Origin of the sequence: Mycolicibacterium mageritense, from assembly GCF_010727475.1 — a bacterium.
In the GTDB taxonomy this organism is placed as follows: Bacteria; Actinomycetota; Actinomycetes; order Mycobacteriales; family Mycobacteriaceae; genus Mycobacterium; species Mycobacterium mageritense.
On record NZ_AP022567.1, the window covers coordinates 5,081,647 to 5,107,413 of the forward strand.

At 67.4% G+C, this 25,767-nt stretch carries 22 protein-coding genes; 16 read left to right on the forward strand and 6 right to left on the reverse strand.

The annotated features are described in order from the left end of the window. The first annotated feature begins 10 nt into the window (after positions 1 to 10). Genes G6N67_RS24510 through G6N67_RS24540 form a run of 7 tightly spaced genes read left to right on the forward strand, consistent with a single transcriptional unit; the run spans position 11 to position 7,275 of the window. Positions 11 to 799: a hypothetical protein gene (locus G6N67_RS24510; protein ID WP_036428198.1), complete on the forward strand. Its 789-nt coding sequence runs from the start codon at positions 11 to 13 to the stop codon at positions 797 to 799. An 11-nt stretch (positions 800 to 810) separates the two neighbouring features. Beyond that, positions 811 to 1,995, forward strand: coding sequence for a polyprenyl synthetase family protein (locus G6N67_RS24515; protein ID WP_036428196.1), 1,185 nt, complete (start codon positions 811 to 813; stop codon positions 1,993 to 1,995). Then, positions 1,992 to 2,450, forward strand: a complete 459-nt coding sequence (locus G6N67_RS24520; RefSeq protein WP_036428194.1) for a hypothetical protein — start codon at positions 1,992 to 1,994, stop codon at positions 2,448 to 2,450. The genes G6N67_RS24515 and G6N67_RS24520 overlap by 4 nt, the downstream gene beginning before the upstream one ends. Beyond that, complete coding sequence (locus G6N67_RS24525; RefSeq protein WP_051578408.1) at positions 2,447 to 2,716, forward strand: hypothetical protein; 270 nt, start codon at positions 2,447 to 2,449, stop codon at positions 2,714 to 2,716. Before G6N67_RS24520 ends, G6N67_RS24525 begins: the two co-directional genes overlap by 4 nt. Further along, on the forward strand, positions 2,713 to 3,732 hold the full coding sequence (locus G6N67_RS24530) for a hypothetical protein (RefSeq protein ID WP_036428192.1): 1,020 nt from the start codon (positions 2,713 to 2,715) through the stop codon (positions 3,730 to 3,732). Before G6N67_RS24525 ends, G6N67_RS24530 begins: the two co-directional genes overlap by 4 nt. Continuing rightward, a complete protein-coding gene (locus tag G6N67_RS24535; RefSeq protein WP_036428190.1) occupies positions 3,725 to 4,135 on the forward strand; it encodes a hypothetical protein in 411 nt (136 codons plus the stop codon). Before G6N67_RS24530 ends, G6N67_RS24535 begins: the two co-directional genes overlap by 8 nt. Next, positions 4,132 to 7,275: an FAD-dependent oxidoreductase gene (locus tag G6N67_RS24540; protein ID WP_036428189.1), complete on the forward strand. Its 3,144-nt coding sequence runs from the start codon at positions 4,132 to 4,134 to the stop codon at positions 7,273 to 7,275. Before G6N67_RS24535 ends, G6N67_RS24540 begins: the two co-directional genes overlap by 4 nt. 4 nt (positions 7,276 to 7,279) lie before the next feature. On the opposite strand, the gene G6N67_RS24545 is transcribed toward G6N67_RS24540, so the two are convergent. Continuing rightward, the gene (locus G6N67_RS24545; protein WP_036428188.1) at positions 7,280 to 8,629 is read right to left on the reverse strand and encodes a flavin monoamine oxidase family protein; all 1,350 of its coding nucleotides are present in this window, start codon (positions 8,627 to 8,629) and stop codon (positions 7,280 to 7,282) included. A 28-nt stretch (positions 8,630 to 8,657) separates the two neighbouring features. Between G6N67_RS24545 and G6N67_RS24550 the strand changes: the two genes are divergently transcribed. The 3 genes from G6N67_RS24550 to G6N67_RS24560 all read left to right on the forward strand — a co-directional run bounded on the left by G6N67_RS24550 (position 8,658) and on the right by G6N67_RS24560 (position 11,678). Continuing rightward, positions 8,658 to 9,629, forward strand: coding sequence for a TIGR03617 family F420-dependent LLM class oxidoreductase (locus tag G6N67_RS24550; protein ID WP_036434130.1), 972 nt, complete (start codon positions 8,658 to 8,660; stop codon positions 9,627 to 9,629). A 30-nt stretch (positions 9,630 to 9,659) separates the two neighbouring features. After that, positions 9,660 to 11,159: a flavin-containing monooxygenase gene (locus G6N67_RS24555; protein ID WP_036428186.1), complete on the forward strand. Its 1,500-nt coding sequence runs from the start codon at positions 9,660 to 9,662 to the stop codon at positions 11,157 to 11,159. Positions 11,160 to 11,312: 153 nt separating this feature from the next. Next, complete coding sequence (locus G6N67_RS24560; RefSeq protein ID WP_036428184.1) at positions 11,313 to 11,678, forward strand: DUF4345 domain-containing protein; 366 nt, start codon at positions 11,313 to 11,315, stop codon at positions 11,676 to 11,678. Positions 11,679 to 11,759: 81 nt separating this feature from the next. Here the strand turns inward: G6N67_RS24560 and G6N67_RS24565 are convergent, their stop codons facing one another. Both G6N67_RS24565 and G6N67_RS24570 read right to left on the reverse strand, forming a co-directional pair. Continuing rightward, positions 11,760 to 12,875 (reverse strand): Rv3169 family protein, encoded by a 1,116-nt coding sequence (locus tag G6N67_RS24565; protein ID WP_036428183.1) that lies wholly within the window; start codon positions 12,873 to 12,875, stop codon positions 11,760 to 11,762. Beyond that, the gene (locus G6N67_RS24570; protein ID WP_036428181.1) at positions 12,876 to 14,024 is read right to left on the reverse strand and encodes a phosphotransferase family protein; all 1,149 of its coding nucleotides are present in this window, start codon (positions 14,022 to 14,024) and stop codon (positions 12,876 to 12,878) included. A 45-nt stretch (positions 14,025 to 14,069) separates the two neighbouring features. Here G6N67_RS24570 and G6N67_RS24575 point away from each other — a divergent pair, with 45 nt between their 5' ends. The 6 genes from G6N67_RS24575 (at position 14,070) to G6N67_RS24600 (ending at position 20,676) form a co-directional block, all read left to right on the forward strand. Then, entirely contained in the window at positions 14,070 to 14,678 is a 609-nt protein-coding gene (locus G6N67_RS24575) for a TetR/AcrR family transcriptional regulator (RefSeq protein WP_036428180.1), read from the forward strand. A 72-nt stretch (positions 14,679 to 14,750) separates the two neighbouring features. Continuing rightward, positions 14,751 to 16,061, forward strand: a complete 1,311-nt coding sequence (locus G6N67_RS24580) for an MFS transporter (RefSeq protein ID WP_036428179.1) — start codon at positions 14,751 to 14,753, stop codon at positions 16,059 to 16,061. Then, complete coding sequence (locus G6N67_RS24585; RefSeq protein WP_036428178.1) at positions 16,058 to 17,422, forward strand: LLM class flavin-dependent oxidoreductase; 1,365 nt, start codon at positions 16,058 to 16,060, stop codon at positions 17,420 to 17,422. Before G6N67_RS24580 ends, G6N67_RS24585 begins: the two co-directional genes overlap by 4 nt. Positions 17,423 to 17,468: 46 nt before the next feature. Continuing rightward, positions 17,469 to 18,143, forward strand: a complete 675-nt coding sequence (locus G6N67_RS24590) for a PIG-L deacetylase family protein (RefSeq protein WP_036428176.1) — start codon at positions 17,469 to 17,471, stop codon at positions 18,141 to 18,143. Between the two features lie 30 nt (positions 18,144 to 18,173). Further along, entirely contained in the window at positions 18,174 to 19,229 is a 1,056-nt protein-coding gene (locus G6N67_RS24595) for a zinc-dependent alcohol dehydrogenase family protein (RefSeq protein ID WP_036428174.1), read from the forward strand. A gap of 16 nt (positions 19,230 to 19,245) precedes the next feature. Then, positions 19,246 to 20,676 carry a DUF2252 domain-containing protein gene (locus G6N67_RS24600; RefSeq protein WP_036428173.1) on the forward strand — a complete coding sequence of 477 codons (1,431 nt, stop codon included), beginning with the start codon at positions 19,246 to 19,248 and terminating at the stop codon, positions 20,674 to 20,676. 29 nt (positions 20,677 to 20,705) lie between these two features. On the opposite strand, the gene nuoN is transcribed toward G6N67_RS24600, so the two are convergent. Genes nuoN through nuoL form a run of 3 tightly spaced genes read right to left on the reverse strand, consistent with a single transcriptional unit; the run spans position 20,706 to position 25,760 of the window. After that, positions 20,706 to 22,271 (reverse strand): NADH-quinone oxidoreductase subunit NuoN, encoded by a 1,566-nt coding sequence (gene nuoN / locus G6N67_RS24605; RefSeq protein WP_036428171.1) that lies wholly within the window; start codon positions 22,269 to 22,271, stop codon positions 20,706 to 20,708. Position 22,272: 1 nt separating this feature from the next. After that, positions 22,273 to 23,862 (reverse strand): NADH-quinone oxidoreductase subunit M, encoded by a 1,590-nt coding sequence (locus G6N67_RS24610; protein ID WP_036428170.1) that lies wholly within the window; start codon positions 23,860 to 23,862, stop codon positions 22,273 to 22,275. Continuing rightward, complete coding sequence (gene nuoL, locus G6N67_RS24615; RefSeq protein WP_036428169.1) at positions 23,856 to 25,760, reverse strand: NADH-quinone oxidoreductase subunit L; 1,905 nt, start codon at positions 25,758 to 25,760, stop codon at positions 23,856 to 23,858. Before nuoL ends, G6N67_RS24610 begins: the two co-directional genes overlap by 7 nt. Positions 25,761 to 25,767: the final 7 nt, after the last annotated feature.

Genomic DNA, 25,767 nt, shown 5'->3' on the forward strand with positions numbered 1-25,767 from the left:
GGGGACCGCTATGTATCTGAGTGCCGAGCGGTTGGCCACAGCCAACCAGGCAGTACGAGAGACATTCGCAAACACCTGTATCGCCTGGCAAGCGATTCCTCATTGGGACACTGGGGATCCGGCGCAGACGCAGGTTCCCAGCGACGTCGTGGACAATCCGACGTTCCTCCCACTTGAGCCCGTTCCCACAGACGTGACGTTCGAGGTGACCCTCGCGCAGGCCTGTGCCCCGACGCCTGATGGATTGCTGGCCGAAGTGATAAAGGCGACGGGGGATCTCGCGAAGCAAGTCGACACGGTGGTGCTGCAGAAGCTCAGCGATGACGCAACAGCTGCGGCGGACCAACTTGCCGCGGGTGACACACTGCAGGTGATCGTGAACAAGCTCATCGAAGCCAGAGCTCAACTTGAGGACGAGGGCTACCGGGCGCCCTCCTGCCTGTTCACGAACACAAAGGGCCTCATCGCGTTCAGCGAATTGGTCAGCGGATACCCATCGACCGAGTCGGTGCTCATGGCGGCGAACGCAAACTCGCTGTATCGGGCCACCACGGTCGACAGCGGAGTGCCTGCGGGGAAGATAATCGTGCTCCTACTCGGTCGCCGCCAGCGGATTGCACAAGGAACTGCGTGCGACGCGACACCGGGAGAGGAGCCGGTGGACATTGCCTTCAGCGTGCTGCCCGGTCTGGAGGTTCTCGGCGAAACCGCAACGGGCGCCATCGAACTTGCCCTCCGAATCCGCTTCGCGACGAGAGTCAAAGATGTGAAGGGCATCGTCGCTCTCCAAGAACCCTGACCCGTATCTCAATGACCTCCACCCTCCCTGAAAGACGCACGGCACCACCGGCTTCAGCGGTGCTCGAAAGTTACCTTGCGCAGTGCAAGGAAGCCTGTGACGAGGAGATCGATCGGCTGTACGGCTCTGGGCGGACAGGTACGAGTTCACTGCATGAACTGATCCTCGACTATCCGCTGCGCGGCGGGAAGGCGTTGCGGCCCGGGCTGAGTATCGCGATGTGCCTGGGGCTCGGTGGCGCATTGGAGGCCGTCCTGCCGACCGCGGCCACGCTGGAGCTCTACCACAACGCGTTTCTCATCCACGACGACATCGAAGACGAATCATGGTGGCGGCGAGGCAAACCCACGCTGCACATCGATCACGGCATCCCGGTCGCCGTCAACGTAGGCGACGCGATGCTGTCGCTGTCCCTGCAACCGCTGCTCGACAACGTCGAACGGGTGGGCCTCGGGCCCGCGCTGCGGATCCTGCGCTCGGTTGCCCACATGACCCGCCAGACCGTGGAGGGCCAGGCGATCGAGCTCGACTGGGTCCGATCCAACACATGGCAGCTCGACGATGCCGACTACCTCAAGATGGTGGAGCTCAAGACGAGTTGGTATTCGTTCATCACCCCGCTGCAGGCGGGCGCGGTGGCGGCCGGTGCGGCACCGGATTGGCTGGCGCCGTTGGAGTCCTTCGGCCGACACCTGGGCGCGGCCTTTCAGATCACCGATGATCTGCTGAATCTGCGCGCCGACCCGGAGGACTACGGGAAGGAGATCGGCGGCGACCTCTGGGAGGGCAAACGCACCCTGATGTTGCTGCACGCCTTGCGAACTGCCGATCCTGCGGACCGTGCCCGGGCTGTGCGGATCATGGCGAAGCGCCGGCCGAGCAGCATCGGGGAACTCGGGCTGGCCGATGTGCTGGACCGGCTCACCGCGCGCGGTGAACTCTCCCGGCTCGGACGCGCCGAGATCGCGGCGCGCCTCGAGGGCCACCACTCCTCGGAGACCAAGACCCTCGACGACATCCGCTGGCTTTACGACCTCATGCAACGCGTCGGTTCACTCAAACATGCGCGAGGGATCGCCGCCGAGCATGCGCAAAAGGCGGCGGGTGTGTTGTCGAGCCTGGACTGGCTGCCACAAAGCCGGCACCGCGATGCCATCACCGCCCTGGTCGACTACGTGCATGGGCGGACCCGATGAATCCGGAGATCCTGGTCGGCATGCTGGCCGAACTCGAGCGGATCCGCCAGCTCACGCTCGACCTCGTCGAACGGCAGGCCCCACGCCTGCTGCCGGCGCCCCCGGACGAGGCGGCGGGCGCCGAACGCGCGATGTTCGACCTGCTCATGGGTGCCCGCCGCGCGGTGCTCGGAAATCCGGCGGGCGCCCGTGGCGTACACGACCTGCTCGTCGCGGAGGGACGGCGGTATGCGCAGACACCCGAGGGGGAGCGGTTGCGCGACGCACTCGTCGCGTCGGAGGCAGTCGAGAATCTGCGTCGCGTCTGGGAAACGGTGAGCCTCAATGTTCTTGACGGTCCCGCGTCACCCGACGCGGTACCGACCGGCTGGGCCGAACTGCTGGCCGACGCTGTCATCGGCCACGGACTCGACGACACCGTACTGGCACACCTGCGGCCCGAGGGGTTCGCATGACGTTGTCCGACCCGCGGGACGCGCTGGCAGACCAGAGCAGCTTCATCGACTACCTGATGGGGCTGACCGGCCTGGCCCGCATGGTCCGGGCGCTGGCGTCGGGGTGCGCCCCGCATCCCGCCCCGCCCGGCGACGCCGACGACCTGGTCCACGTTCTGCTGGGCATTGCCGGCCTGGGTGACGCGATCGAGCGACTGGCTGAAACATCGGTCATATCACCGTATTCGACGGATGTGCCGGTCACTCCCACCCGGTGGTTGCGATGAGTGCCGTGCTCGCAGGCAGCGATTTCCTCCGCGCCCCGGTGCTCTCCGCGGCGCGACCGGAGGGTTTCAAGGAATGGCATCACTTCGTCGTCCACGGCCGGGGGTTCCGGCTGCTGGTGAACTTCAGCCTCGTCAACGAAGCCTCGGCTGCCGGTCCGCGGCTCGCACCACGGGTCATCGTGATCGCCCACGATGGCCAATGGGCCGGCGCCATCGAACGATTCGACCAATCCGAGCTCGACGTCACGGCCGATCTCGGCAATCTGGCGATCGGCGGCAATCGAATGGCCGTCCGCCCTGACGGCTACCACGTGCTGATCGACCTTCCCGGACAAGGGATTCGCGGTGAATTCGAGCTCACCGCGGTGAGCCGGCCCTTCGTCGTGAACAACCAACCCGTCGGGAACGGCCGCATGTGCTGGTTGTTCGTGCCGAGGCTGCGTGCCGACGGGTGGCTGCGCATCGGGCCCCGGGAGCACCGCATGGACAGCGACTTGGCCTACCACGACCACAACTGGGGGCGGTTCTGGTGGGGCGACGACTTCGCCTGGACATGGGGGACCATCCTGCCGTCAGCGGACGACGATCCGTGGTCGCTCGTGTTCCTGCAGATGACCGACCGGCGCAGGCTGCGCAACCTGTCCCAGGCGCTCTACGTCTGGCATCGCGACGAGCCCGCGGCGATCTTCCGGCACGCCGGTGTGTGCACCCGGTCCCACGGCCGGCTCGGCCGCGCCGCGGATTGCACTTTGCCGCCGGCGATGCGATTGCTGCTCGACGGCGAAACGCCCGGCGTGCCGGAACGAATCGAGATCACCGCGTCTCGGGCCGGCGACCACGTGTGCGCCGAATTCCGTCCTCGGTCCTACGCCCGCCTGGCGCAGCCCAGCGAGATGCGCCTGGACCGCTCGACCGTGCTGTGCGAAACCGGCGGCGTCGCACGCATGTCCGGGTCCATCGGCGGTAAGGCCATCGACTTCACCGGCACCGGCGTATTCGAGTTCCTCCATGGCTGAGCCGGTTTCGTCGCTGCTGACGCGGTCAGTGGAACACCTCGCGGAGGAGGTGCCTGACAGCTACCGGCTGATCCTCGACCGGCTCGGGCCGCTGGTGGTCGAACTCGATGTCGACGGCGAGCGCTTCGCGCTGCGAGGCGGCAATCGCCTTGAGGTGCTCGACGGCCCGTCACGCGACACCGCCCCAGGTGCGCGGATCTGCACGTCACGCTCCGCGATCATCGACGTGCTCGACGCGCGACTGGGACTCGCCGAGGCAGTCGAAACCGGCGCGGTGCGAGTGCAGGGTGCACTCGACGACGTCATCCGCGCGCACGACACCCTGCTCGCCTATGTCCATGCCGCGGTGCGGGCGCCGTCACAACCCACGCTGCTGTCGGCACTGCGGACGGAAGCATCGTGACCGAGCACATCGTCACGCCGGCGTCGAGTCGACGACGTCCCACCGTCGCGGTGCTCGGCGCGGGCATCGCCGGGCTCACGGCCGCACATGAACTGGCCGAGCGCGGTTTCGACGTCACGGTATACGAGTACCGTCGGGACGAACGCGTCGGATTGGACGCTGCGCCTGCCGGTTTCTATCCGCCCGTCAAGCTCGGTGGCTTGGCCGCGTCCCAGTACTCGACGATCGGCACCGCAGACGGCAGCCGCGCCGAGCTGCGTCCGTTCCCGGGTCGCCGCGGTGAACCACGTCAGCCCGGTCGCGCCGTGGCGGGGGAGCACGGCTTCCGGTTCTTCCCGGCGTACTACCTGCACACCTGGGATCTGTTCCAGCGCATCCCGGTTTACGAATGCGTCCACACAGCGGCCGGTGGGCACAGCTGGCAGCCGACCGCCCGCACCGTCATGGACAACGTGCGGCGCGTGATCACGCAGGGCACGACGGTGGAAGGCAAACCGTCCCTGGTCTTCCCGCGGGAAGCACCCCGCAGCCCCGCCGAGTTCCTCAGCATCGTCGGTCAGCTCGCCGGATTGGGTTTCACGCCGCAGGACGTCGGGACATTCGTGAGCAGGCTGATGCGCTACCTCGTCACCAGCCCGCCGCGTCGCGCGAGAGAACTGCAGAACCTGTCGGCCTACGACTTCTTCGTCGGCCGCGACAACCCCGCGGGCGCCCGCCGCTTTTCGTATTCGCCGTTGTTCAACGACCTGCTGCTCGAAATGCCCAGGGTGCTGGCGGCTTTCGATTCCCGGTGGGGCGACGCGCGAACCAACCTCACGACGTATCTGCAGCTGCAACTGCAGATGGACCGCCGCGACAACAAGGCTGACGGCGTGCTCAACGGTCCCACCACCGAGGCGTGGTTCGACCACTGGTACCGCCACCTCGTCGCACTCGGGGTCACCTTCGTCCCCGGTGCCGCCGACAGCTTGGATCCACCCCCGGCAGACCCCAGCCAGCCGCCGCATCTGAGGCCACGGGTGCAGATCACCCTGACCGACGGCTCGCGCGTGGCCCCGGATTACACGGTGGTCGCGGTCGATGCGCCTGCGGCCGAGGACATCACGTCGGCCATGCGCGCGGCCGGGGCCGGAGGCACCGTCGCCGAACTGGACGGTTTCACGACGTCGGTGCCGCCGGAGAGCGGCCCGCTGGAACCCGGCGCGCAGCGGCCGCACGCCCGGCGCGATCCCTACGCCATCGCTGAGATGGGCCGGCTGCCATGGGACAGGTTCCAGACGTTGGGTGGCATCCAGTTCTACTTCGACACCGAGTTTCAGTTGTTGCGCGGGCACATGTACTACTCGGGAACCGAGTGGGGACTCTCGTCGATCAACCAGCACGGCCTATGGGAACGACGCCCGTCGTTGACCCGGGACGGGCATGTTTCGGTGTTGTCGGTCGATATCGGCGACTTCAACGCGCCGTCCCGCCACCTGGTCGACGAGTTCGGCCGCGGCAAAGCCGCGAGGGACTGCACGGCAGACGAGATCGCCACCGAGGTGTGGCGGCAGATCGTCCACGCCCTCACCAGCAGCGTGGACAACATCGCCGAGGCGCTCCTGCCGTGGCCGATCTGGTATGCGCTCGACCGAGGGCTGATCCTGGCCGGCGGGCCGGGCCAGGGGACGGGCCGCGTCATCCGAAACGAGACCCCGTACCTGGTGCCCATCGTCGGGGACTGGCCGAACCGGCCCGGCGGCGACCCGTGGAATCCGCACGGGACATCGTGGTGGAGCGTGCCTGCCGACGACGACTGGCTGGCAGACCTCGAGCAGCGCAACGTGTGGCAGGCGCGTCACGGTGGCTACCAGGTGCACAACAATTCCGTGGTCTTCGCAGGAACCTGGACCAGAACCTTCACCAGGATGACCTCGATGGAGGCGGCCTGCGAGTCCGGCCGCCACGCCGTCAACGCCATTCTCGACCACTACATCTGGGTGCAGTCAGGTGGCGTCGACCGCCGCGAGAAGACCACGTTGGATTGGCGCTTCCCCTACGGCTTCCTGGATCAGGGCTATTCGAGTCCGGTACGCATGCCCTCACCGGCCGGCGACTACTGCTACGTGTTCGACATCGAGAACCGTGAGCCCGCCGATACCCGCGCCCTACGGGTGCTCGACGCGCGATACTGCGAAGAGTCGCTTCCCCATCCGTTGGACACGTCGGCTGCCTACCCGGGCGGCGCCGTCACCTCACCGATCCCGTCAACCGTTGGAGGCCAACCGATGACGTACCCGATACCGTCCATGCCTGCGCCCCCGACCGACTACCAGCAGCAGCTGTTGGCCTACCTGCAGGTGTGGCGTGCGCTGCTGGAGCAGACGATGACGCTGACCCCGATGCTGCCCGCGCCGCCATGGGCGATGGCGGGTTCTCCGGTGATCCCGCCCATGCCGCAGCCAGCCCCGAATCCGCCTGCGGCGCCCGCGCCGGCCGACTACACCCAGCAGTTGTTCGGGTACCTGCAGGCGTGGCGGCAGTACCTGGAACAGGCTGCGGGCAGGCCGGGTGGGGCGGCGTCCGGACCGAGCCCGCAGCAGCCCGCGCAGCGGACACCTACGACACCGACCCCCGGGCAAGTGCCTTCGGGGCAGTCATCAGATTCGTCGGGGCCGAAGCCGCCTGAGTACAAGTCCTATGCGCCCGCGAACCTGTTCGGCGGTCAACTTCCGGGCGAGGCCGTCAGCCTGTACGGCAAATGGCATGATCAGGAGCGCAGGTGGAGAAGACCCGATCAAGAACTGGTCGCCAGAAGCCTGGCTGCCCAACCCGAGCAGGCCGCGAAGAAGACCGAGCGGCGAGACATGAAGGCCCCGGCCGTCGAGGATGCGACGGCGAATGCTCCGTTCCGGATGGATCCGGACGCGCTGCGGCTGGGACAGTCTTCGGTCACCAAAGGGCCGGCCAGCCCGTGGGAGACCCAACTGGATTTCACCCCAAAGCGTTTCAGGAGTGTCCCGGCCGACCGGGTGGTGCCCGAGACCGGCGCATCGGCGCCGCGGGTGGCGGGCCCTGCCGCCTCCCAGGTTGCGCGACAGGTGGCGCCCCGCACGCTGTTCACGGTCAGGGAGCAGTTGCCCGGCGCTGGCCGGCAATAGGCGGTCAGTTCTTCAGCGTCGCAGCGACTTCGGCGGCAGCCCGGTGCCCGGAACGCACCGCGCCGTCGAGGAATCCTGTCCACCGGTCCGCGGTTTCGGTGCCTGCCCAGTGGATCGCGTCAACCGGTTTCCGCAGCCAGCGGCCGTAGTTGGTCCAGGCCCCCGGCGGGACCGCGGCGGTCGGGCCACCCGGTGCGAATTCCTCTGCGCTCCAACAGTGATCGATATAGTCGACGGGGCGGCGCGCCGCGTCACCGAACAACTCGGCGAACCCGGCCAGCGCCTTCTCCCGCCGCTGTTCGGGTGGTAGCGGGTCGAACGTGCGGGCGTCGGTGAAACCGAGCAGGATGCCGGGACCGTCATCGGGACTCACGTCGAACGTGATGAACACCGGGCCCTCGTCGGACAACGCCTCACCGGAGCAGCCGTTGGCGCGCCAGAACGGTTTGTCGTAGGCGGCGTAAGCCTTGCTCAGGGTGCCCTGCGGCCAGTGCTGAGCCAACTCGCCGTACTGCTCGGGCAGTGGCGGGTCGAACGTGATCGCCGTCCGGTGCGCCGGGGCGATCGCCACGATCACGGCGCGGGCACTCACCTGCCCGGCCGGACCGGCCACCACGACGGTGCCGTCCGGGTGGCGTTCGATCCGTCGCACCGGCGCGTCGAGCACCACCCGTTCACCGAGCTCCTCGGCCATGCGCAGCGCGATCTGCTGCGTGCCGTGTGGGAAGCGGTCCTGTTGAGCGCCACCTTTGACGTCGAGCATGCGGCCCAGCCCACCCGCGGCCTTGATATAGCGCACGGCGTGCAGCATCGAGACCGCATCGGGTTCGGCGCCCCAGGTCACCCGGGACATGATCGCCATCAGGTTGCGCGTCGACGCCGACGCGTGCACCGAACGCAACCAGCTCTCCAGGCTGCGCTTGTCCAACCGGGGTGCGGCCGGCGCGGCCCACGGATCCTCGACCGGGATCAACCGGCTCAGCCGGTCGAACCGCCACTGGATCCGAGAGACATCCACCAACTCGATGATCGACAGCTTCGGGATGGTGGAGCGGTACGACCGCACCTTGCCGTGCCAGCGGATGAGGTTCTTGCCGTGGCAGTAGGTCGGCACCGTATCGCAGCCCAAATTACGGGCCAGCTTGAGCACGGCGTCTTGGGTCGGCCCGACGAACGTGCCGCCCAGATCGACCGGCACGCCCGCGATGGTGCTGGTCGACGAGCGGCCACCGACCCGGTTGCGGCCTTCGAGCACCACGACTTCGTGGCCGAGTCTGGTCAGTTCCCGCGCCGCGGACAGCCCGGCGAAACCGGCACCCACCACGACGACGTCGGCGTTGGTTGGGATCGTCACGTGACTAGGCTCTCATGCCGTGTTGGTCATGACGGCGTTGTTCGGGCCTATCGATGCGGCCGATCGGGCGCAAGCCTTGCGTGAGGCCGGAGCCGCCGGGGTGTTCACTTTCGAAGGCCCACACGACGTCTTTGCGCCGCTGACCTTGGCGTCGACCGTCGGTGGGCTCGACCTGATGACCAACGTGGCCATCGCGTTTCCCCGTAATCCGGTGCACCTGGCGCATCAGGCGGTCGACCATCAGGTTTTGTCGGGCGGCAGGTTCACCCTCGGGCTGGGCACCCAGATCCGAACCCAGATCGAGAAGCGGTTCGGAGCCGACTTCGACCGGCCCGTGGCCCGGATGACCGAGTTCATCGCGGCGCTGCGCGCGATCTTCCACGCCTGGTCTACCGGTGAGCGATTGGATTTCCGCGGCGAGTTCTACCGACACACCCTGATGACACCCACCTTCAGCCCGGACGTGGGCTCGTTCGGTCCGCCTCCGATCTACGTCGGTGCGTTGGGCCCGCGTCTGACCAGGGCCACCGCCGAACACGCGGATGGATTGCTGGTGATGCCGTTCGGGTCGAAACGGTTCCTGCAGGACGTGACGATGCCCGCCGTGCGTGAGGGCTTGGCGGCCGCGGGACGGGACACCGCCGGGTTCGCGGTGGTGCCCGAGATCATCGTGTCGGCGGGCGACGATCACACCGCGACCCGGCGGCTGCTGGCGTTCTACGGATCCACACCGGCGTATCGCCCGGTGCTCGACGCCCACGGCTGGGGCGACTTGCAGCCTGAGCTCAACGCGCTGTCCAAACAGGGCCGTTGGCACGAGATGGGCTCGCTGATCGACGACGACATGCTGCGCACCATCGCCGCATGCGGCAGTCCCGCGGACATCGCCGCACACATCCGTGACCGCGTCGACGGGGTCTCCGACCGGATCTGCCTGTATCAGCCGGGGCCGATCGCCATCGATACGCTTGCCGAGATCGTCGACGCGCTCGGCCCCTGAGTCCTATCGTGGGGTGGAGGAGGTTCGACGTTGACCGCCAATGAACCCGCATACTCCGATGTGCTGATCATCGGGGCCGGTATTTCCGGGATCGGTGCTGCCTATCGCATCCACGAGAAGAATCCGACGTTGACCTATACGGTCGTCGAACGTCGCGCTCGGATCGGCGGCACGTGGGATCTGTTCCAGTACCCGGGCATCCGATCCGACAGCGACATCTTCACGCTGAGCTTTCCGTACGAGCCGTGGACCCGCCCGGAGAACGTGGCCGACGGCGCCGACATCCGGGAGTATCTCACCGAGACCGCCCGCAAGCACGGCATCGACCGCCACATCCAGTTCAATACGCATGTGCTGTCCGCGGATTGGGATTCGAGCACCGACACCTGGACCGTGCACGCCGAGCGGGACGGACAAGCTGTGGTGTACCGCGCGCGCTTTGTGTTCTTCGGGACCGGCTATTACAACTACGACGAGCCCTACACCCCAGAGTTTCCCGGCATCGAGAACTTCCGCGGCGATGTGGTGCACCCCCAATTCTGGCCCGAATCCCTGGATTACTCGGGTAAACGTGTCGTGGTGATCGGCAGCGGCGCCACCGCGATCAGCCTCATCCCCGCACTGGCCCGCCACGCCGCACACGTCACGATGCTGCAGCGCTCACCCACCTACATGATGTCGATGCCGCGGTTCGATCCGATGGTGCAGGCCATCCGGAAGGTCTTGCCGCGCAGACTGTCCCATCAGGTGGTGCGGTTCCGCAACGCGATGGTCCACGTCTTGCTGTACTTCTTCTTCCGCAAGGCACCCAAGGCCGGCCGGTGGGTGATCCGCAACCGTAACTCTGCCGCGCTGCCCGCGGGCTATCCGGTCGACGTGCATTTCAAGCCGCGGTACAACCCGTGGGATCAGCGCATGTGCCTGGTGCTCGACGGCGATCTGTTCGCCCACATCAGTGACGGACGCGCCGAGGTGGTCACCGACCACATCGATCATGTGGACGCCGACGGCATCGTGCTGAAATCCGGTGCGCGCCTGGATGCCGACGTCATCGTCACGGCCACGGGCCTGCAACTGCAGGCGCTCGGCGGCATCACGTTGCGGGTCGACGGCAGCGAGGTCAAACCCACGGAACGGTTCGTCTACAAGGAATTCCTGCTCGAAGACGTGCCGAACCTGGCGTGGTGCATCGGCTACACCAACGCGTCGTGGACGCTGCGCGCCGACATGACCGCGCGAGCGGTCGCGAAACTGTTGGCGTACATGGATTCCCACGGCTACACGCATGCCTACCCGCACAAGGGGCCTGCGCCCATTCCGGAGAAGCGGACCTGGGATCTCGAAGCGGGCTACATTCAGCGCTCCGCGCATGCCCTGCCCCGCTCAGGCACCAAGCGGCCGTGGCACGTGCGGCACAACTATGTGCTCGACGCGATCGACCACCGGTTCGACCGCATCGACGAGTCGATGGTGTTCGGGACGGCCAGCCAGCACCGCGAGCGCGCGCGTCTGCTGGCCGACACGCCCTAACTCGTCAACAGTTTGCGCACGCTCGTGACGGTGTTGGGGGGTGCGTTTCTTGCCGAGCAGACGCGCAGGTACCCCGGAAAGCGCGTTCCCGGGTACCGGAGTGTCTGCTCGCGCACGGGAAGTCAGCACGAGCGACGTGAACAGGAGGCCATCGTGAGCACCGTTGTCATCGCCATCGTCGGGGTGTTCTTCGCAGGCATGGGTCTGTACGCGCTGGCCGCACCCGCAGCGATCCTGCGCCCATTCGGGTTCACCATCGAGACGCCGACGACGCGCGCCGAAGTACGAGCCGTGTATGGCGGATTCGGGATAGCGATCGCCGCGGTGCTGGGCTATGCGGCCGCCACACCGGGGGAGATCCGAACCGGAATCCTGATCACGGTCGCGGCCGCGCTGGCCGGAATGGCGTTCGGCCGCGTGGTGTCCGGCGTGATCGACAGCCGAACCTCGTTCTACCCCAACTGGTTCTACTGCGTGGTCGAGGCCGTCGCCGCGGCCGCGTTGGTGTGGGCGACCTAGTTTCTCCGCCGAGCAGACGCAAACTCGCACCAACCGACCTTCTGCAGTGCGATTCTGTGTCTGCTCGCCGGAGAGAATTGCTTACGGGGCGACGGTCAGCCAGTCGGCGAACCCGGATGGGTCGTGCCTGCCGAGCGCGCCGTGCTCGAAAAGGCCCCAGCCCTCCACGGGTGCGCCGTTGCCTTCGGTGCACACCGCGCGGCCGACGTGGTCGATCACGCCGAACCCGGAGCGGCCGATGATCGCCGGATCGGTCATGTCGTACGTGCGCCGCTCGGTGAACCGCTCGCCCTTCCACACGCCGTGCAGCCAGTCGATGTCGCCGCCGTAGCCGCCGCCGACGTGAATCGGCACGGGCAGTTTGGATTCCACGTCGAAACGGACGGCTGAGCCGTCGAGCGCGGTGGCGTCGATGGTCGCGCCGGTCGGGATGCGGGTGCCCGAGCGGTAGTGGATCTTGATGCGCGGCCAGCCGAGTTGCTCGACGCGTCCGTCCTTCCAGATCCGGGTGCAGTCGTTGAGCGAGCGGAACCCGTTGGGCTCCTCCTGGATGATCAGCACGATCGAGAACTCGTCGAACGCGATCGGGACGTACAGCCACCACATGCCCTCGAACGGCGGATCGGCGGGCCGGCCCGCGGGTTCGGCCTCACCGATCGGCCGGATGCCCCAGGACCGGTCGCGCGAGCCGATCCACACAGCCGGGTCGACGTCGATGCGCTGGCCGTCCATCTCCAAAAACCCGCTCCACGTGCCCAACTGGGCGAAGCGCTGGGCATCCAAGGTCACGCGGTTGCCCTGCCGCATCAGGTGCGGTTGCTCCTGCACGACGTCGAACAGGCCTTCCCAGGACAGATCTGCGGCGATGCCCTCGGTTTCGTCGAGCACGATGCGCACCTTGTGCAGGGGTTCGGTGACCTCGACGCGGTAGCCCAGCACATGCTGGTTGAGCCGGTCCTGATCGATCGCGTCGGACAGGTGCACCGCGGTCTGCTCGTCGCCGCGGCGTACCAACAGATAGGCATCCTTGACCCCGAGGTTGGGGTAGTAGCCGATACCGGTGATGACGAAGATGTCGCCGCTACGGTCGTGGGCGTTGAAGTAGGACCGGTCATAGAAGTTCCGGTCCGAAGATCCCGGCCAGGCGATCGGCTGGGGCACTTGGTGAACCGGGTATTCGTCCATCGGGCCGAGCATTCAGGCCTCCTCAAGAAGGCGTCGCAGCAGCGACGCGTGGTAGAACATGGTCTCGACGTCGTCGGGCTTCTCGGTCTCGCCGAAGTGCACGCGCCGCGCGCCGGTGCGCATGAACACGCAACACCAGATCACCCCGGAGTAGATGTAGAACCAGCGCAGGTCGCCGAGCTGTGCGCCGGTCAACTCCGCATACGTGGCACGGACGTCGTCTTCGCGCAGTACGCCGGGCAGACCGGGTAGCCCGGCCAGGCCGGCCAGCTCCTGGAACACCATGTGCGCGAATATGATCCACGCGACGTCGAGTTCTCGGGGACCGAGCGTGGCCATCTCCCAGTCCAGGACCGCGGCGGGCCGGAAGTCTTCGTAGAGCACGTTGCCGATCCGGGAGTCACCCCACACCAGCACGGTGTCCGACGCCGCCACGTCGTCGGGGAAGTTCTCGTCCAGCCAGGTGAGTGCGCATTCCACGAGCGGCGAGCGGCCGATGTCGGGCACCGCGAACTCGTACCACTGCTTGAGCCAGCCGAAGTGCCTGCGCAGTGGTGTATCGCCGGGCGGATCGGCCTCCGACAGGAACGCGAACCGTTGCGCGGCATCGGGAATGGCGTGCAGCTTGGCCAGTACCGCGACCGTGCTGTCCTGCAGTTCGCGTTGTCGCTCGGCGGGTGCATCGGCAAACCAGTTGCCGCCGAAGGTGTATGGCATGACGTCGGGTGGCACCTGGCCGTCGACACGGTCCATCAAGAAGAACGGCGTACCCAAGATCCGGCCGGTGGTGTCGATCCAGCGCACGCGGGGGACTGGGACGTCGGTGAGTTCGCCGACCTGGCGCATCACCTCGAACTGATGGTCGAGCCGGTAGGAATCGAACACCGGGATGTCGGCCTGGGTGGGGGCGACGCGGGCGACCCAGCGCTGCTCCTTCGGTTCGCCGTCCTCGGTCCACCGGCCGGTCAGCATGATGGTCTCCGACGACATGCCGTTGGAATCGACGCCGCTTTCCACGGTGATCTCGGGGGCGACCCCGCCCGGCATCACCGTGGAGAGCCATTGCGACAGCACCGCGGGCAGGGTGGTGACGTCGCGGCTGGAGCGTTGCAGATGGTCGACGTTTTCGACGGCGGTGTCGACGGCCGGCTCGTTAGCCATGCAAGTCAACCTTTCGGGCACAATTACGATACTGTTAGTAGCGTTATGAAAGCAGAGCCATCATCGGTTGGCAAGACCGTCGGAGCGGGACGCCCCCGCGACCCACGCATCGACGCTGCCATATTGCAGGCGACCGCGGACCTGCTTGTCGAAATCGGTTACGCGAACCTGACCATGGCGGCGGTCGCCGAACGGGCCGAGACCACGAAAACCGCCTTGTACCGGCGCTGGTCGAGCAAGGCCGAGCTGGTGCACGAGGCGGTGTTCCCCGCTGCCGCGACCGCCTTGACGGCGCCGGCCGGTGACATCGCCGCCGATGTGCGGGCGATGATCGGTGCCGCCCGTGACGTGTTCACCAGTCCGGTCGTGCGTGCGGCGTTGCCGGGCCTGGTCGCCGACGTCGCGTCGGACGCGGAGCTCAACGCGCGGGTGATGGCGCGCTTCACCGAGATGTTTGTGGTGGTCCGCGACCGCGTGGTCGACGGTATCGCCCGCGGCGAGGTCCATGCCGACGTGAACCCGGACCGCCTCGTGGAGATCATCGGTGGGGCGACCATGCTGCGGATGCTGCTGTGGCCCGACCGCGAACTCGACGACGAATGGGTCGCGCAGACGTCGGCGATCGTCGTGCACGGTGTGACCGTCGGGCGGTAACCCGCGAGCCTTTCGCGTCACGGTGAGGAGAACCCTTCCGGGCGGTTCCGCCGCCGCTTAGCCTGCGATCACGTGACTCTTACCGCCCCACGTTCAGCGGCCAAACCGACTGCGCGCACTGTCGCACTCGGCAGCGCGGTCGGTACCACGATCGAGTGGTACGACTTCTATCTGTATGCCACCGCAGCAGCGCTTGTGTTCAAACCGCTGTTCTTCCCCAACATCTCGTCGACGGCGGGCACGCTGGCCTCGTTCGCGACCTATGCCGCGGGCTTCGGCGCGCGGCCGCTCGGAGCGCTGATCTCCGGTCACTACGGAGATCGGCTGGGACGCAAGACAGTTCTGGTCGCCGCATTGGTCGGGATGGGGCTGAGCACGTTCACGATCGGACTCCTGCCGACCTACGCCCAGGTCGGGCTGCTCGCCCCGGTGCTGCTGGTGAGCCTGCGGTTGCTGCAGGGTTTGGCCGTCGGTGCTGAATGGGGCGGTGCCGCATTGCTTTCCGTGGAGCACGCGCCCGCGGGCAGGCGCGGTCTGTTCGGCAGCTTCACGCAACTGGGTTCACCGGCGGGGATGTTGCTGTCGACGGGGGTGTTCTACGTGACGAGAACGGTCACCGGTCCCGACGCCTTCCTCTCCTATGGTTGGCGAATCCCGTTCCTGCTCAGTGCCGTTCTCGTGGTCGTAGGCCTGGTGATCCGGCTCAGGCTCACCGATGCCGAGGTGTTCACCCAGGTCAGAGACCGCGGCGACGTCGCGCGGCTGCCTGTGCTGGAGGTACTGCGGACCCAGCCGCGCAATGTGTTGATCACCACCGGGCTGCGCTTTTCCCAGATCGCCCTGTTCGTTCTGCTGACCACGTATTCACTGACTTACCTGCAGGATTCGTCGTCCGCGGGCAGCCAGGTGGGCTTGACGGCAGTCCTGATCGCGTCGGCCATCGGCCTGGTCAGCACGCCGGTGTGGGCCATGGTGTCCGACCGGTTCGGCCGTCGGCCACCGTATCTGTTCGGTGCGGTCGCGGGTGTGGTGGCGCTGATCCTGTTCTTCGTGGCGGCGGGTACCGGTTCCGAAGTGGCCGTCGTGTTGTCAATCGTGTTCGGGGTCAACGTCGCCCACGATGCCATGTACGGGCCTCAGGCCGCCTGGTTCGGCGAACTGTTCGACACTCGGGTGCGGTACAGCGGCGCGTCGTTGGGGTATCAGATCGGTGCGGTGCTCTCGGGTGGTTTCGCGCCGCTGATCGCGGCGGCGCTGCTGGTCGCCGGCGGGGGCAGTCCGTGGCTCATCGTCGGGTATTTCGTGGTCCTCACCGCGATCACGTTCACGGCCGCCTACTTCGCCCGGGAAACGCATCGGGACGAGATCGGCGACGTGCGATGAGCCGGATCTATCTCAACGCGTTCGACATGGCATGTGTCGGACATCAGTCCGCGGGGCTGTGGCGTCACCCCGAGGACCAGGGCTACCGCTACCGCGAACTCGGGTACTGGACCGAGCTGGCCCGCATCCTGGAGTCCGGAGGCTTCGACGCGCTGTTCCTCGCCGACGTGCTCGGGGTGTACGACGTGTACGGCGGTTCGCGGGACGCGGCGGTGACCGACGCCGCACAGGTGCCCGTCAACGATCCGACCCTGGCCGTGTCGGCCATGGCCGCGGTCACCGAAACGCTGGGGTTCGGCGTCACGGTGTCGTTGACCTACGAGCAGCCCTACGCACTCGCGCGCCGGTTCGCGACGCTGGATCATCTGACCAGTGGTCGCGTGGCCTGGAACATCGTCACGTCCTACCTCGACAGCGCCGCCCGCAACCTGGGGTTGGACGCCCAGATCCCGCACGATGAGCGCTACGAGATCGCCGAGGAGTACCTCGAGGTCTGCTACAAGCTGTGGGAGGCGTCGTGGGAACCGGACGCCGTCGTCCGCGACCGGGACCGCGGGGTGTTCACCGACCCGGCGAAAGTCCACGACATCGAACACAAGGGCCGTTACTTCAGCGTCCCCGGGCCGTTCCTGTGCGAACCGTCCCCGCAGCGCACCCCGGTGCTGTTCCAGGCGGGCGCCTCACCGCGCGGAGTCCGGTTCGCCGCGGCGCACGCCGAAGCGGTGTTCGTGTCCGGTCCGACGCCTGAGATCGTGGCCAAGCCGGTCACGGCGTTGCGTGCCGCGGCCGCCGAGCTCGGCCGAGATCCCCGGTCCATCAAGGTGTTTACGATGCTGACCCCGATCGTCGCCGAAACCCATGAGCAGGCCGTCGCCAAGTTGGACGACTACCGGCGGTATGTCAGCGCCGATGGTGCGCTGGCCCTGTTCGGTGGCTGGACCGGGGTGGACCTGGCCGAGCTCGGGCCCGACGAACCGCTGAAGTACGTGCAGACCGAGGCCAACCGTTCGGCGCTGGCATCGTTCACCACGTCGGACCGCAACTGGACGGCTACGGAGCTGGCTCACGAGGTCGGTCTCGGTGGCCGCGGTCCGGTGGTGGTGGGTTCTGCCCGCGAGGTCGCCGATGAACTCGAACGCTGGGTCGATGAGGCCGGCGTCGACGGCTTCAATCTGGCCTACGTCACGACACCCGGTACGTTCGTCGACTTCGCGCGCCACGTCGTGCCCGAATTGCGGCGTCGGGGCCGGGTTCCCGATCACGGGGAGCGGGTGACCCTGCGTGAGCGGCTCGGCGGCGGCGGGCCGCTATTGTCCGCGGACCACCCGGGCGCGGCCTACCGGCCGCCGGATTGGGCTTGACACGACCGGTTGACATGACCCCTCGTCCACGCACGAGACTGGGGTGATGAGCGAGCAACCGTTCCCGACGGACTGGCAGATCGCACTCGTGCTGGTGCCACATCCCGACGATCCCGAGTACGGCATCGGCGCGGCCGTCGCCAAATGGACCGACTCCGGCAAGACAGTGCACTACGCCCTGGCGTCGCGCGGTGAGGTCGGGATCGCCGGTATGCCGCCCGAACAGGCTGGACCACTGCGCGAAGTGGAGCAGCGACGATCCGCAGCGATCGTCGGGGTCAGCGATGTGGCGTTCTGGGACTTTCCGGACAGCAACATTCGCGACACCCCGGAGCTGCGCGCCAAGATCGCCGCGACCGTCGCGACGTTGCGCCCCGACATCGTCGTCACCATCTACAGCGGCCCCAGCTGGGCGCCCGACGCTCCGAACCAGCGTGACCACATCGAATTTGCCCACGCGGTCGCGGCGGCCTTTGACAGCATCTCCGATCCGCCTCGCTGGCTGTTCGAGAACGGCCCGGAGCCGACGCACTGTGAAGCGGTCGAGGGTTACACCGAGCGGGCGGTCGAATCGCTTGCCGCCCACGAGGTTTACCTTTCGGTGCTGGATCCGGACACGCCCGTCGTCAAACAGGCGCGCCGGCAGGTGGAGATGGCGACGCCGGTGCGCCCCGAGTTCGGCGGCCGAACCGCGGAGTTCATCCTGAAGCGTCACCGCTGACCGGCCGACCGGCCCGCCTACCATCGACATGTGCGAGCCGTGGTGTATCCCGAGGTCGGTGTGCTGCCGAAAGTCGTCGACGTGGCCGACCCGCAATGCCCGCCCGACGGGGTGATCGTCGAGGTCGCGGCCACGGGCGTGTGCCGCTCCGACTGGCACGCCTGGCGCGGTCACGATCCGGTAGAACTGCCGATCATCCCCGGGCACGAGTTTGCCGGGACGATCGCCGCGGTCGGTGCCGGCGTGACGCGCTGGCAGGTCGGGGACCGGGTGACCGCGCCGTTCGTTCTCGGCTGCGGACGTTGTGAGTTCTGCCTGTCCGGTGAGGCTCAGGTGTGCCCCGACCAGTTGCAGCCCGGGTTCACCTTGCCGGGATCCTTCGCCCAGCGGGTGGCGGTGCCCCGCGCTCAGACAAATCTCGTCCGCCTGCCCGATACGGTCTCGTTCGTCGCCGCCGCCTCACTGGGATGCCGGTTCGCCACATCGTTCCGCGCCGTGGTCACCCACGGTGGCGTGCAACCCGGTCAGTGGGTCGCCGTGCACGGCTGCGGTGGCGTGGGCCTGTCAGCGGTGATGATCGCCAAGGCGTTTCAGGCCAAGGTCCTCGCCGTCGACCGCAGCGCCGAAGCCCTCATGACGGCCGGCTCGCTCGGGGCCGACGAACTGATCAACGGATCCGAGATAGCTGATGTGACAGCCGAAATCGTGAAGCGCACCGGTGGTGGTGCGCACATCGGTATCGACGCCATCGGCCACCCCGCGGTCGCGGCAGCTTCGGTCGCGTCGCTGCGCAGGCGCGGTCGGCACGTCCAGGTGGGGCTGCTGCTCGGCGATGCCGCACAGACCGCGTTGCCGATGGACCGCGTGATCGCGCAGGAACTCGCGATCCTGGGGTCGCACGGCATGCCCGCCGTCGACTATCCGGCGATGCTCGAGCTCGTCGCGACCGGTGCGCTCGAACCACAGCGGCTGGTGACCCGCGTGGTGGAGCTGGACGCTGCCGGCGAGGCCCTGGCGGCCATGGACGCGCCGACCGGGCCCGGGATGACCATCATCGAGCCCGTCCGGTCATCGCAGCCGGCGTGACCCGTACGATCGGCGTGTGACCAGCGTCTCATCGAACAACCGAGCCGGCGGCCACACCGTTCTCGCCGAGGCCGACAGCACCGCGTATCAGTCGCTTCGGCACCGGCCGGTGTCGCGCTCCGAGCGGTATGGAATCGGTAAGCGCCTGCGTAAGCGGGTACCGCGCCGGTCGCTGGCGCATTGGGAGCCACCGGTCGGCAGGCCCGACCCGGTGCAGCTCATCACGATCAGCCACGAAGGCCGTGTCAACCGCTTGGTCCCGATCCGGGTCGGCCGCATGATTGCCTCCCCGTACGGGTTTCTGCGTGGCTCGGCCGTGGTGATGGCCGAGGACGTCGCCCATCTGCCGACCACCGGCATCACACCCGTCGTGTGCGGCGACGCGCACCTGGGCAACTTCGGGTTCTACGCGTCGCCGGAACGCGACCTCGTGATCGACCTCAACGATTTCGACGAGGCGCATCCGGGCGGCTGGGAATGGGATCTGCGGAGATTGGTGGCCAGCATCTGGGTGGCCGGCCGGCACAACGGCGCCACCGAGGAACAGTGCGCCACGTCGGTCCAGACCTGTGTTGCCTCCTACCGCAAGCAGATTCGCTGGCTGGCCGACCAGCCGCTGTTCGCGCGGTCATTCCAACGGCTCGGCGCCGACCGGCTGGCCGCCGAGGCCGAGGGCGCCCTGCAGTCCGAGGTGAACCGCGCAGCCAAACGGGCCCGCAACCGCACCAGTGACCGTGCGCTGCCGCGCTTCACCGAGGAGGTGGCGGGCGTCCGCAGGCTGGTCGAGGAACCGCCGCTGATCACGCGGCTGCCCGAACCCCAGGCCGATCAACTGGCCGAGGCCCTCGACGATTACCTGACGACGCTGGCCCCGCACTGGCGACGCATGCTCGGCGGGTACACCCTCGTCGACGTCGCGCACAAGGTGGTCGGCGTCGGCAGCGTCGGCTTGCGCGCCTACGTGGCGCTGCTCGAAGGGTCGACCGCTGATGACGTGATCTTCTTGCAGCTCAAGCAGGCTCGCCGATCGGTGCTCGCACGTTATGTGCACGGCGAATCCGCATGGCACGCGCATCAGGGGCAACGCGTGGTCGAATACCAGCAGGCGCTGCAGACCGTGAGCGATCCGCTGCTGGGGTGGACCAGCATGGACGGCAGGCAGTACTACGTGCGGCAGTTCCGCAACATGAAGGGCACCATCCCACTGGACGCGATCGACGCGGCCGCGCTCACCGACTATGCCGGTGTGGTGGGCCAACTGCTCGCCAAGGGGCATGCGCGCACCAGCGGTGCATCGATGATCGCGGGCTACATGGGCCGGTCCGATCGGGTGGACCAGGCGCTGTGCGAGTTCGCCCGGCGCTACGCCGACCAGACCGAAGCCGACCACGCCGCCCTGGTGGCAGCCGTCGACCGGGGCTTGCTTCCCGTCGAACGAGGCGTATAGCCGCGAACTCCTTTGCGCGAGTGAAGAACTCAGCGCAGGAACGTCTCCGCGTTGTTGGCCAGGTCCAGCAGCGGCTGGGGCAGCGCGCCGAGCGCGAACGTCACGGCCGCGGTGACCGTCACGACCGCCGTCGTGAGCCCGCTCGGTACCACGACCTCGGGTGCGTCCTCGGGCGGATCGGTGAAGAACATCAACACGATCACCCGCACGTAGAAGTAGGCTGCGACGGCGCTCGCGACGACACCGATCACCACCAGCGGGATCGCGCCGCCGGTGCCCGCGGCCTTGAACACCGCGAACTTGCTGACGAACCCGCTGGTCAGCGGAATGCCAGCGAACGCCAGCAGAAACAGCGAGAACACCACGCCGACAATCGGATACCGCCGGCCCAGACCTGCCCACTGGGCCATGGCGGTGGCCTCATCGCCGGCGGCGTTGCGGACCAGTCCGACGACCGCGAACGCACCGACTGTGCTGAACCCGTAGGCGAACAGGTAGAACAACGTCGATGACACCCCTGCCGGGTTGGCCGCGATCACGCCCGTGAGGATGAACCCCGAGTGTGCGATCGCCGAGTACGCCAGCATGCGTTTGACGTCGGATTGCGTGACGGCTGTGAGGGTGCCGATCACCATGGTCAGGATCGCGATGGCCCACAGCACCGGCCGCCAGTCGTCGCGCAAGTGAGGCAGTGCGACGTAGAAGAGTCGCAGCATCGCTCCGAACGCCGCGATCTTGGTCGCCGCCGCCATGAACGCGGTGATCGCGGTCGGTGCGCCCTGGTACACATCGGGTATCCACGAATGGAACGGCACCGCACCGACTTTGAACAGCACACCGACGAGCACCAGGCCGGTGCCGATCAACGCCAGCGAGGTATTGCCCGAACCCTGGTCCACCGCGTCGGCGATGCCGCCCAGCCGCAGCGTGCCTGCGTAGCCGTACAGCATGGCCGCGCCGTAGATGAAGAACCCGGACGAGAAGGCGCCGAGCAGAAAGTATTTCAGTGCGGCTTCCTGTGACAGCAGTCGCCGCCGCCGCGCCAGCCCGCACAGCAGATACAGCGGGAGCGACAAAACCTCCAACGCGATGAACATGGTCAGCAGGTCGTTGGCCGCGGGGAACAGCAGCATGCCGCCGATCGCGAACATGGTCAGCGGGAAGACCTCGGTCTGCATGACGCCGGCCTTGGTGGCCAGTTGCTCGGCGACGCTGCCCGCCACGGCCGAGGCCTGGGGGGTGAAACCGTCCAATCCCCGTGCTCCGCGATCCGATTCAGCGGAAACCTCGCGCTCGGCGATCAGCAGGATCCCCAGGATGCCGACCACCAGAATCGTGCCCTGCAGGAACAGCGCGGGCGCGTCGAGGACGACGGCACCGACCACGGCGGCTTTCCCGGGGCCGCCTTGCAGATCGCGCGCGACCAGCGCCACCGCCACGCCGGCGGCGAGCAGACCGCCGACCGCGAGGGTCAGTTGCGCGGCGTAGCGGCTCTGCCTGGGCGCGAACGCCTCGATGAGGACACCGGCGACGGCCACGCCGAACACGATCAGCATGGGGGAGAGCAGGCCGTATTCGACGCTGGGTGTGACCATGTCAGCGGACCCCCTCTGCCATCTTGGGCACCACCTGTGGTGGCGGATCGGTCTGACCGATGGTGGTCAGGGTGTGCTCGACGGCCGGATTGATCACGTCGAGTGCGGGTTTGGGATAGATGCCCAGCACCAGCAGCAGTGCGATCAGCGGTGCTACGACGACCAGTTCGCGCGGCACCAGGTCGCGCACTTTGTGCTCGTCGTCGACGAGACCTTCATGGAGCGGGCCGGTCATCATCCGCTGGTACATCCACAGGATGTAGACCGCCGACAGCACCAGCGCGGTGGCGGCGAACACCGCGACCACCGGATAACGCGTGAACGTTCCGATGAGCACCAGGAATTCACTGATGAACGGCGCCAGGCCGGGCAACGACAGCGTCGCCAGCCCGGCCACCAGGAACGTACCCGCGAGGACGGGTGCCACCTTCTGCACGCCGCCATAGGCGTCGATCAAGCGGGAGCCACGGCGCGACACCAGGAAACCGGCGATCAGGAACAGGGCGGCCGTGGAGATCCCGTGATTGACCATATAGAGCGTCGACCCGGACTGACCCTGGCTGGTCATCGCGAAGATGCCGAGGATGATGAAGCCGAAGTGCGAGATCGACGTATAGGCGATCAGCCGCATGACATCGGTCTGGCCGATCGCCAGCACCGCGCCGTAGACGATGCCGATCACGGCGAGCGTGACAATCAGCGGGCGGAAATAGGTTGACGCGTCAGGGAACAACTGCAGACAGTAGCGCAGCATGCCGAACGTGCCGACCTTGTCCATGATGGCCATCATGAGCACCGCGCTGGCCGGGGTGGCCTCCACGGCGGCGTCGGGTAACCAGCGGTGGAACGGCCACAGCGGGGCTTTCACGGCGAACGCGAACATGAATCCAGCGAACAGCAGGTTCAGCACCGCCGGTTCGACCACGAATGCGCCGGAGGACACCGCCGCGACGATCTCCCGGAAATCGAAGGTGCCCGACGCGAACGCGTCGCTGCCCGCCGTCACCACGTACAGCCCGATCACCGCGGCCAGCATCACCAGGCCGCCGAACAGGTTGTACAGCAGGAACTTCACGGCCGCCTTGGAACGGTTCTCGCCGCCGAAACCCCCGATGAGGAAATACATGGGAATCAACATGGCTTCGAAGAACACGTAGAACAGCAGGATGTCGAGCGCCACGAGCGACATGAACACCATGCCCTCGACGGCCAGGGTCAGGGCGAGGTACGCACCGACCGACCGGCCGGCCAACCCGGATCTGCCCGCGGCATCGTTCCAGCCCGCAACGATCAGCAGCGGTACCAGCACCGCCGTGAGCACCACCAGCGCGAGCGCGATGCCGTCGATCCCGAGGATGTAACCCGTGCCGAAAGACGGTATCCACTCCCGGGATTCGACGTACTGATACTGCTCGCCCGCGGGATCGAAGCCTACCGCGAGCCCCACGGCCAGGATCAGCACAGCCACCGAGATGGCCAATGCGAGCCACTTGGCGAGCACCTGCTGCGCGGCCGGCAGGAGGATCACCACGGCCGCACCGACCATCGGAACGGCCCACAGCACCGTGAGCCACGGAATCGTCGTCACCACAGTCTCACCGCCAGGATCGCCGCAACCACCAGTGCTGCCCCGCCGAGCATCGACAGCGCGTACGACCGGGCGAAGCCGGTCTGCAACCGCCGCAACCCATCCGACGTTCGGCCGACGAGCGCCGCGAGCCCCGTCGCGGTACCGTCGACACCCTTGTCGTCGACTTCCTCCAAGGCTGCGGTCAAGGCTTGGCCGCCCCGCATGAACACCGCCTCGTTGAAGGCGTCGCCGTACAGATCGCGCCGGGCCGCCACCGTGAGTGCGGAACCACCGGGCACCTCGGCCGGAACCGGCTGCTGCGCGTACATGCGGTAGGCGATCGCGATGCCGACCGCGACGACCGCGAGCACCACGACAGTGACGACCCACGCCGGAACGGCATGATGCGCCTCGTGGGCGCCGACGACCGGCTCGAGCCAGTGCGACAGCGTGCCGCCGATCGCCAGCGCCGCACCGGAGAACACCGAGCCGACGGCGAGCAGGATCATGGGCCAGGTCATGACGGCCGGGGCCTCATGGGGATGCGTGTCCTCAGCCCAACGCTTCTCGCCGAAGAACGTCATCAGCATCACGCGCGTCATGTAGAACGCGGTGATCCCGGCGCCCAGGATCGCCGCGCCGCCGAGGACCAGCCCGCGGGCCCCGCCGGCGCCGAGCGCGGCCTCGATGATGCTGTCCTTCGAGAAGAATCCGGCCAGCGGTGGTACGCCGATGATCGCGAGGTAACCGAGCCCGAAGGTCGCGAACGTGATCGGCAGCGCCTTGCGCAGCCCGCCGTAGCGACGCATGTTCACCTCGTCGTCCATGGCGTGCATGACCGAGCCCGCGCCGAGGAACAACCCGGCCTTGAAGAAGCCGTGGGTGAGCAGGTGCATGATCGCGAATGCGTAACCGGCCGGGCCCAATCCGGCAGCCAGCACCATGTAGCCGATCTGGCTCATGGTGGAAGCGGCCAGCGCCTTTTTGATGTCGTCCTTGGCGCAGCCGATGATCGCACCGAACAGCAGCGTGACGGCGCCGACGATGACGACGCCGGTCTGCGCGCCGGGGGCCAGATCGAAGATGGGCCCGGACCGCACGATCAGGTAGACGCCCGCGGTGACCATGGTGGCCGCGTGGATGAGTGCCGACACGGGCGTCGGACCCTCCATCGCATCGCCCAGCCAGGACTGCAGCGGTACCTGTGCCGATTTGCCGCACGCCCCCAGCAGCAGGAGCAGCCCGATCGCGGTGAGGGTGGCCTCGCTCAGTGCCGGAGCGGCCGTGAACACGCCCGCGAACGAGATCGAGCCGATCGACGCGAACATGATCATGAGCGCGATCGCCAGGCCCATGTCGCCGACGCGGTTGACGACGAACGCCTTCTTGGCCGCGGTGGCCGCCGACGGTTTGTGCGACCAGAAGCCGATCAGCAGGTACGACGCGAGGCCGACACCCTCCCACCCGGCGTACAGGCCGAGGTAGTTGTCGGCCAGTACGAGCAGCAGCATCGCCGCCAGGAACAGGTTGAGATACGCGAAAAAGAGCCGTCGACTCGGACCTACATCATCGGGTCGCTCCGCTCCCGGAGCCATGTAGCCGATCGAGTAGATGTGGATGAGCGAGCCGACCCCGGTGATCAGCAGCACGAAGCACATCGACAGCTGGTCGAGCTGCAAACCGAAGTCCACCTGCAGTCCGCCCACCGGAACCCAGGAGAACAAGGCTTCGTGGACCGCCCGCTCTTCGCCGTGGCGCCCCAGCATCTGGGTGAACAGCACGGCGCCGACGGCGAAGGCGCCGAGCGACGCCGCGCAACCCAGCAGATGTCCCCACCGGTCCGAGCGCCTGCCGCTCAGCAGCAGCACCGCGGCACCGGCGGCCGGCAGGGCGATCAGCAGCCACACAGGAATGGTCATGGCGCCC